This is a genomic window from Pseudoduganella sp. RAF53_2 (genome assembly GCF_052113985.1).
Taxonomy (GTDB): domain Bacteria; phylum Pseudomonadota; class Gammaproteobacteria; order Burkholderiales; family Burkholderiaceae_D; genus Rugamonas.
Window position 1 is genome coordinate 1 of the sequence record NZ_JBFRDW010000332.1, and the last position, 6,616, is coordinate 6,616.

At 64.4% G+C, this 6,616-nt stretch carries 6 protein-coding genes; 5 read left to right on the plus strand and 1 reads right to left on the minus strand.

All coding sequences use genetic code 11. The features are described 5' to 3' along the window. Positions 1-236 precede the first annotated feature (236 nt). From pdxR to AB4Z11_RS19110, 4 genes are all read left to right on the plus strand, one after another. On the plus strand, positions 237-1,553 hold the full coding sequence (gene pdxR / locus AB4Z11_RS19095) for a MocR-like pyridoxine biosynthesis transcription factor PdxR (RefSeq protein WP_442026923.1): 1,317 nt from the start codon (positions 237-239) through the stop codon (positions 1,551-1,553). Between the two features lie 40 nt (positions 1,554-1,593). Further along, the gene (locus tag AB4Z11_RS19100; RefSeq protein ID WP_442026915.1) at positions 1,594-2,670 is read left to right on the plus strand and encodes a sensor histidine kinase; all 1,077 of its coding nucleotides are present in this window, start codon (positions 1,594-1,596) and stop codon (positions 2,668-2,670) included. Continuing rightward, complete coding sequence (locus AB4Z11_RS19105; RefSeq protein WP_442026916.1) at positions 2,667-3,395, plus strand: LytR/AlgR family response regulator transcription factor; 729 nt, start codon at positions 2,667-2,669, stop codon at positions 3,393-3,395. Before AB4Z11_RS19100 ends, AB4Z11_RS19105 begins: the two co-directional genes overlap by 4 nt. Positions 3,396-3,473: 78 nt before the next feature. Further along, a complete protein-coding gene (locus AB4Z11_RS19110) occupies positions 3,474-4,394 on the plus strand; it encodes a TolB family protein (protein ID WP_442026918.1) in 921 nt (306 codons plus the stop codon). On the opposite strand, the gene AB4Z11_RS19115 is transcribed toward AB4Z11_RS19110, so the two are convergent. Beyond that, entirely contained in the window at positions 4,378-5,295 is a 918-nt protein-coding gene (locus AB4Z11_RS19115; RefSeq protein ID WP_442026919.1) for an MBL fold metallo-hydrolase, read from the minus strand. The genes AB4Z11_RS19110 and AB4Z11_RS19115 overlap by 17 nt on opposite strands. A 192-nt stretch (positions 5,296-5,487) precedes the next feature. Here AB4Z11_RS19115 and AB4Z11_RS19120 point away from each other — a divergent pair. Further along, the coding region (locus tag AB4Z11_RS19120) for a DUF885 domain-containing protein (RefSeq protein ID WP_442026921.1) at positions 5,488-6,616 on the plus strand (1,129 nt) is incomplete at its 3' end.

A 6,616-nucleotide genomic window follows, 5' to 3' on the forward strand; every position in this document is an offset into this window, starting at 1 on the left:
GGTATGCACAAAAAAGAGTTGAATAGATTTCTACTGTAGTCAATCCATCGGGCCTGCAACAGACCCAATTTTGCTAAAATCCACAGACCCACTTTTGCGACAGCCGCCATGCTTCTGGAACTCGATGGAACCGGACCGCTTTACCTGCAACTCGCGCGCGCGCTGAAACGTGTGCCGCGCGCCCATCCGGAACGGGATGAACTGCCCCTGCCTTCAACGCGCGATCTCGCGGCGGAATTACGCATTGGCCGCAACTCGTCAAAGCGGCCTATGAACAGCTGGTGTCCGAAGGCGCCGCGGTGGCGCGGCCCGGCGCCGGAACCTGGCTGGTGACAGCCCCTGTCGCCAGCCCAAGCACCGCACTGCCCAACAGCGGCCAGCCTCCCAGCCTGTTTGCAGCGCGGGCGCGGGAAGCACTCAAAGGCGCCCAGGCGCTCAAGCCGCATGGCATGCGCTTCGATTTCCAGTACGGGAATCCGGTGCATGATCCGGCCTTGCACGACCAGTGGCGGCGCAGTGTGCTGCATGCCCTGGCCACTTCACCGTCTTCCTACCCGCCGTTGCAGGGCGTGCCCGAGCTGCGGCATGCGGTGGCCGACTATCTGCGGCGGCGGCGCGGCATCAGCTGTACCGGCGACGATGTGCTGATCGTGAATGGCACTCAGCAGGCACTGGACCTGACGGCGCGCGTGCTGGTCGAACCAGGGACGCCCGTCGCGCTGGAAGAGCCCTGCTACTTCTCCGTACGCCAGATTTTCTACGCCTCCGGCGCGCAACTGCATCTGATTCCGTCCGACCAGGACGGCATGCAGGTGGATCGCCTGCCAGCTCCAGCACCAGCCCTGATCAGCATCGCGCCTGCCAATCAATTCCCCAGCGGCGCCGTGTTGTCGGGTCGACGCCGCCAGCAGCTGCTGCAGTTCGCGGAACAGCATGGCAGCTACATTCTGGAGGACGACTACGACAGCGAATTGCGCTTCGGCGCCAATCCGCTTCCCGCGCTCAAGGCCAGCGGCGACGGCGAACGCGTGATTTATTCGGGCACCTTCTCCAAGATCATGTTCCCGGCGCTGCGTCTCAGCTATCTGGTCGTGCCGCGCTCCCTGCAGCGCGACTTCGCCAGCGCCAAGTACCTGGCCGACATGGGCCATCCGGCACTGGAGCAATACGCCATGGCGCACTTCATGGCCGAAGGACGCTTCGAACGCCACATCGCCCGTCTCGTGCGCAGCCTGGCCGTGCGGCGCGCGGCGCTGGCCGAAGGGCTGGCCGCGATTCCGCGCTCCCCGTTTGTGCTGGCTGGCGGCGACCGTGGCACCTATCTGGCGGCCTGGCTGCCCGGCCACACGCACGCCCAGGCCGCAAATCTGATCGCCCACGCCCAGTCGTATGGCGTCGGCCTCTACTCGCTGGCGCCGCATTATCCTGGCGGTGAGGCCGGTGCCGGTCTGCTTTTCGGCTTCGCAGGACTATCACTGGCCAATCTGCAAGCGGGAACCACCATGCTTGGACGCTGCATGGAAGACGCCCGCGCCCAAGGCCTGATCCCCTGATAATGCTGCAATCGGCGACGGGCCGTGCTACGCTCGCGCCATGTCATCGATCCGCACATCGCGCATGGCCCTCGCGCTGGCCCTGTTCTGGCTGGCCTTTCTGGGCGCCTATACCCTGCGCGGCGCCCTGCTCGCCTACGACCATCCATGGCAAGCCTTCGAACGGCGCGCGCTGGTGGCCCTGGTCGGTATCGGCTTGTCGATGCTGATGAATCTGGTGCTTGCGCGCCGGTCCGGCAGCTCGCTTGGCACCCGCATCGGACTGACGGTTGCGATGTCCATTCCCGCCGCGGCCATCTTCGCCAGCTGCAGCACGCTGCTGTTTTCCGTGGTGGCGCCACTGCCCAACGAAACCTGCGATACAGGACTGGTTTGCAGCATGCAGGATTTTGTAACGGCGGTCAGCGACCTGATGATCAACTGGTCCTTCGTGTTTGCGGCGTGGGGGCTGTTATGCCTGTCGCTGGCTACCGCGGCGGAGCAGAAAGAAGCCTTGCTGGCCGGAGCGCGTTACCGGGAAGCGGCACGGCTGGCCGAAATCCGTGCGCTGCGCTACCAGGTCAATCCGCATTTCTTCTTCAATGTACTGAATTCCCTGCAAGGCCTGATCGGCCAGCACCGGGGCGACGAAGCCCAGGCCCTGATCGGTGAACTGGCCCGCCTGTTCCGAGCCGCGCTCGCCACCGATCCGCTGGCCGAATCGACGTTGGCCGATGAAGTCGATCTTCAGGCCCGCTATATCGCGATCGAGCTGCGGCGGTTTCCCGGACGGCTGGCGCTCGATATCGCACTTGATCCGGCAGTGGCCGATGTGCGTGTGCCGGCGCTGATCCTGCAACCGCTGGTGGAGAACTCGGTCAAGCATGGCGTAGCGCACAGCAGCTCACTGGTCACGGTCAGCATTCGTGCGCAGGCCGTGGGCGATTCGCTGCTGCTCACGGTGTCGGATGACGCCCAGGGTGTTGCTCCTCCCGCAGGCGCGGGCCTGGGCATCGGGCTGCAAAACGTACGCGAGCGGCTGGTCCTGCACTATGGCGACAAGGCGGAATGCAAACCTGCTGCCGCCACGCCCGGCTTCATCACCGAGCTCCGTTTCCCGTTACGGAGCGCAGCATGACCTTCCGCGCCCTGATCCTGGACGATGAACCGCTGGCGGTCAGCGTGCTGCGCCAACAGGCCGAACGTACCGGCATGGTGGACATCGTCGGCAGCGCAGGCGATGCGGCCAGCGGGCTCGCCCTGCTTGCGGCGCAACCGGCCGATGTTCTGTTCCTCGACGTCAGCATGCCCGGCATGAGCGGCATCGAGCTGGCCCGGCATCTGCGCAGCCTGTCGAATGCCCCGCTGGTGATCCTGGTGACGGCGTACGACCACTTCGGCACCGAAGCCTTCGACTGCGCAGTGGTCGACTATGTGCTGAAGCCTGTCGAACCGGCGCGCCTGCTGAGGGCCTGCCAGCGCGCGCAGCAACTGCTGGCGGCACGCACACCGGTGCCGGAGCGGCCTGACGACTGGTGGTTGCCGCACCGCGGCACCGTCGTGCGCGTGGCGCTGGCCGACATCGAACGACTGGAGGCGGACCGCGATTATGTACACGTCCATCTGGCGGAACGCAGGTATCTGATGCGATCAACGCTGGCGGCACTGGAGAGCCGCCTCGATCCCTCAGCCTTTGTTCGCATTCACCGCTCCACCATCCTGCGCGCCGACCAGATCAGCGAATTGCGCCACCTCGGCGCGGGCACCTGGCTGGCAGTCGACGAACGCGGCGCCACCTACCGCGTGGGACGCAGCTATCTGGACGCCGTACGTGCGCGGCTGGTAACGCTCGTCGCTTCCTGACGTTCTTCGTCGCAAAAATCTGGCACTGTTCCGCCCTCCCTCCTATTGTGGGGCCTTCATTGAACCTATGGAGACACAATGAAGCCCACCGCAATTCTCGTCGCAGCCCTGATGTGCGCCACGCAGGCGCTGGCTGCACCCACCATCTTCGAGCCCGGAAACATCTCCGGTCCCGCCGACGACAGCGATCCGGCCTTTACACCGGATGGAAACACCCTGATATTCACGCGCAATGGTGCGCTGCTGATATCGCATAAGCGCGGCAACGGCTGGAGCCAGCCCGAGATTGCGCCGTTTTCTGGGGAATGGGACGACCAGCAGCCTGCCATGGCGCCGGATGGTTCGTATCTGGTGTTCGTCTCCAACCGGCCCGCGACTGCGGGTGCTCCTGCACTTGCCGGTGGCAATCTCTGGCGCGTCGACCGCAAGGGAGACGGCTGGGGCCAGCCACACATGCTGTCCGAAGCGGTGAACCGCACCGCCAGCATCTGGGCGCCCGCGATCGCAGCCAACGGCAATCTTTACTTCATCATGCGCGCCGTGGCTGGACAACCATTCCGCATCTGGCGCGCGCAGCCGCGCGGCGCAGACTATCTGGCGCCGGAGCCGGTTTCATTGGGCGATAGCACAACCCAGGATGTCGATCCGGTGATCGCGCCGGACGAATCATTCATCATCTACGCGTCCCGTCCCGCAAAAGGCGATGCGCACGAGCGGCTGTATATCGCCTACCGCCTGGGCGGCGGCTGGAGTGCGCCGGTCGACCTGGGCGCGGACGTCAACGGCAAAGGCGACACCGACGTCAACGAGCCGCGCCTCAGCACCGATGGCCACACACTTTACTTCAGCACTGATCGCCAGTTGCCGCGCACCACGCCGCGCACTCGCGACAGCACGGCGCGCGACCTGCAGCGTATTCACGACTGGGACAACGGACGCCAGAACATCTGGAGCATCCCGCTCGATCCCTGGCTGCCGAAGATCAGTAGTCCCAGATAACCGGCACGTAGCGGAAGGCATCGCCGTCCACCGCCACGCGCCCAACGGAGGGGAACGGCAGGTGCGCAGCCACCAGCAGGCCACCGTTTTCCGCCAGCTCGCGGAACAGACCGACGCGAACGCGCACCGACTCTTCCGGGTCGTGTTCGAAACCGTTGTGCCATTCCGGGTGATCGAAACCGACCGGGAACATGGCGTCGCCGGCAAACATCAGGCGCTCGCCGCCCGAGACCAGGTCGACCACGGCGTGTCCCGGCGTGTGGCCGCCGGTGAGGCGAACCGTGACGCCTGGCGCTACTTCATGCTTGTCTTTGAAGATGCAAAGGCGGTCGCGGTATTCGTTATAGAAACTGGTTGCGGTCTCGCGCAGCACAGCCGGCACTGCGGACGGCATGACGGTGCTGGAGAAGTCAGGCTGCGTCCAGAATTCCACTTCGGCGGCCGAAACGTGAATCCGCACATCCTTGCGCAGGCGCTGCCTGACGTCGTCGACCAGCAGACCGCCTACGTGGTCCATGTGCATATGAGTGATGATCACATCGGTCACGGATTCCAGCGCAATGCCGGCTGATTCCAGGCGCTGAGGGAACTGCCCGGCGCGCGGAAAACCCGCGAACTGTCCGCCCAGGCCCGCGTCGATGAGAATGGTCTGCTCGCCGCTGCGCGCCACCATCACATTCAGCGGCCAGTCGAACGCTTCCTGCGGCATGAACATATAGTCCAGCCAGTTCGACAGGTCGGACGGATCGACGTTGGTGGCCATCGTCGACGTTGGCAAGGGCAGCACGCCATCGCTGACGACCAGAGCATCAATTTCGCCCACTTGCAGTGCGTAGCGGGAGGGAACCAGCTCCTGAGGCGCCTGGCTGGCAGTGCGCGAGTTGTTATCCACGGCGAACATAGCGATATCTCCAAATTCACGGGTTGTCGGACAAAGATCACAGCAAAGGCTGGATGTCCTCATCGTAGATAGGAAGGGATGCKGGCGGTAGGCCTATTGACGGACGCACAGTGTTGACTGATACGCACCAAACGCATCTCAGCTATACTCCGCGCCAGCGACACGCTCTATAAAAATCACCTGAGGAGACCCATGCTTCGCTTCAACCCATCGCTACGCGCTGGCGCCCTCGCCGCCGCGCTGTTGGCCGGCCTTGCATCCGGCACGCTGGCCCACGCCGCACCCCGTCCAGCCGCCGCGGCCAGCCAGGCTGCTGTCCGCCTTGACCGCCTGGCCGACGCTTTCTATGACGCCCGCGCCAAATTCGATCCCCTGCTGTACGCCACCGCCAACGGCGACAGCCGCTACGACGACCGCCTCGGCATGGCGATCTCCCCGAGCGTGCGCAGCCGCCAGTTCGCGCTGTATCACAAGATGCAGCAGCAACTGCACGCCATCGACCGCGCCGGGCTTTCGGACAGTGCCCGGCTCAATTACGACCTGCTGGCATCCGAAATCAGCGCCATGCTCGATCTGGAAGCCTTCCCGGAGCACCTGCTGCCGCTGAATCAATTCGATAACGTGCCGAGCACGCTGGCGAACTACGCCAGCGGCACCGGTTCGCAGCCACTGACCAATCCCAAGCAGTACCGCGCCTATCTGGCCCGGCTGCAGCAGCTGCCGGCCTGGATCGACCAGGCCATCGCCAATATGAAGGAAGGCATGCATCAGGGCGTGGTGCTGCCGAAGGCGTTGACGGTGAAGATGCTGCCGCAGTTCCAGCAACTGCGAAGCGGCACGCCTGAAGCCAGCATCTTCTACACCCCGATCAAAATCATGCCGGCGCAATTCTCGGCAAAGGACAAGCAGCAACTGACCGCTGACTATCGCGCCGCAGTCGCTCGCATTGCCCCCGCGCTGGATCGCCTGTGCCAGTTCATCGAGAACGACTACCTGCCGGCCAGCCGCGAGACTTCGGGCTACGGCGCACTGCCGAATGGCCAGGCCTGGTACAAGGCACGCATCCAGCACAACACCAATCTGCCGCTCGCGGCGGACGCGATCCACGAACTGGGCTTGAAGGAAGTGGCGCGCATTCGTCAGCAGATGGACGAACTCGGACCCAAGCTGGGCTACACCGGTCCAGCCGGCGGCTTGCCGCAATGGGTGGCAGCGCAAGACAAGTTCAAGCCGTTCAAGTCGGAGGCCGAAGTGCTGGCGGCCTATCGCAAAATCTACGCGACCGTCGAGCAGAAGCTGCCCGCCTATTTCAGCCTGCTGC

Coding starts and splice junctions, on each gene's coding strand:
- AB4Z11_RS19115 (WP_442026919.1), bottom strand. CDS start 5,295: ATGTTCGCCGTGGATAACAACTCGCGCACTGCCAGCCAGGCGCCTCAG.
- AB4Z11_RS19110 (WP_442026918.1), top strand. CDS start 3,474: ATGAAGCCCACCGCAATTCTCGTCGCAGCCCTGATGTGCGCCACGCAG.
- AB4Z11_RS19100 (WP_442026915.1), top strand. CDS start 1,594: ATGTCATCGATCCGCACATCGCGCATGGCCCTCGCGCTGGCCCTGTTC.
- AB4Z11_RS19105 (WP_442026916.1), top strand. CDS start 2,667: ATGACCTTCCGCGCCCTGATCCTGGACGATGAACCGCTGGCGGTCAGC.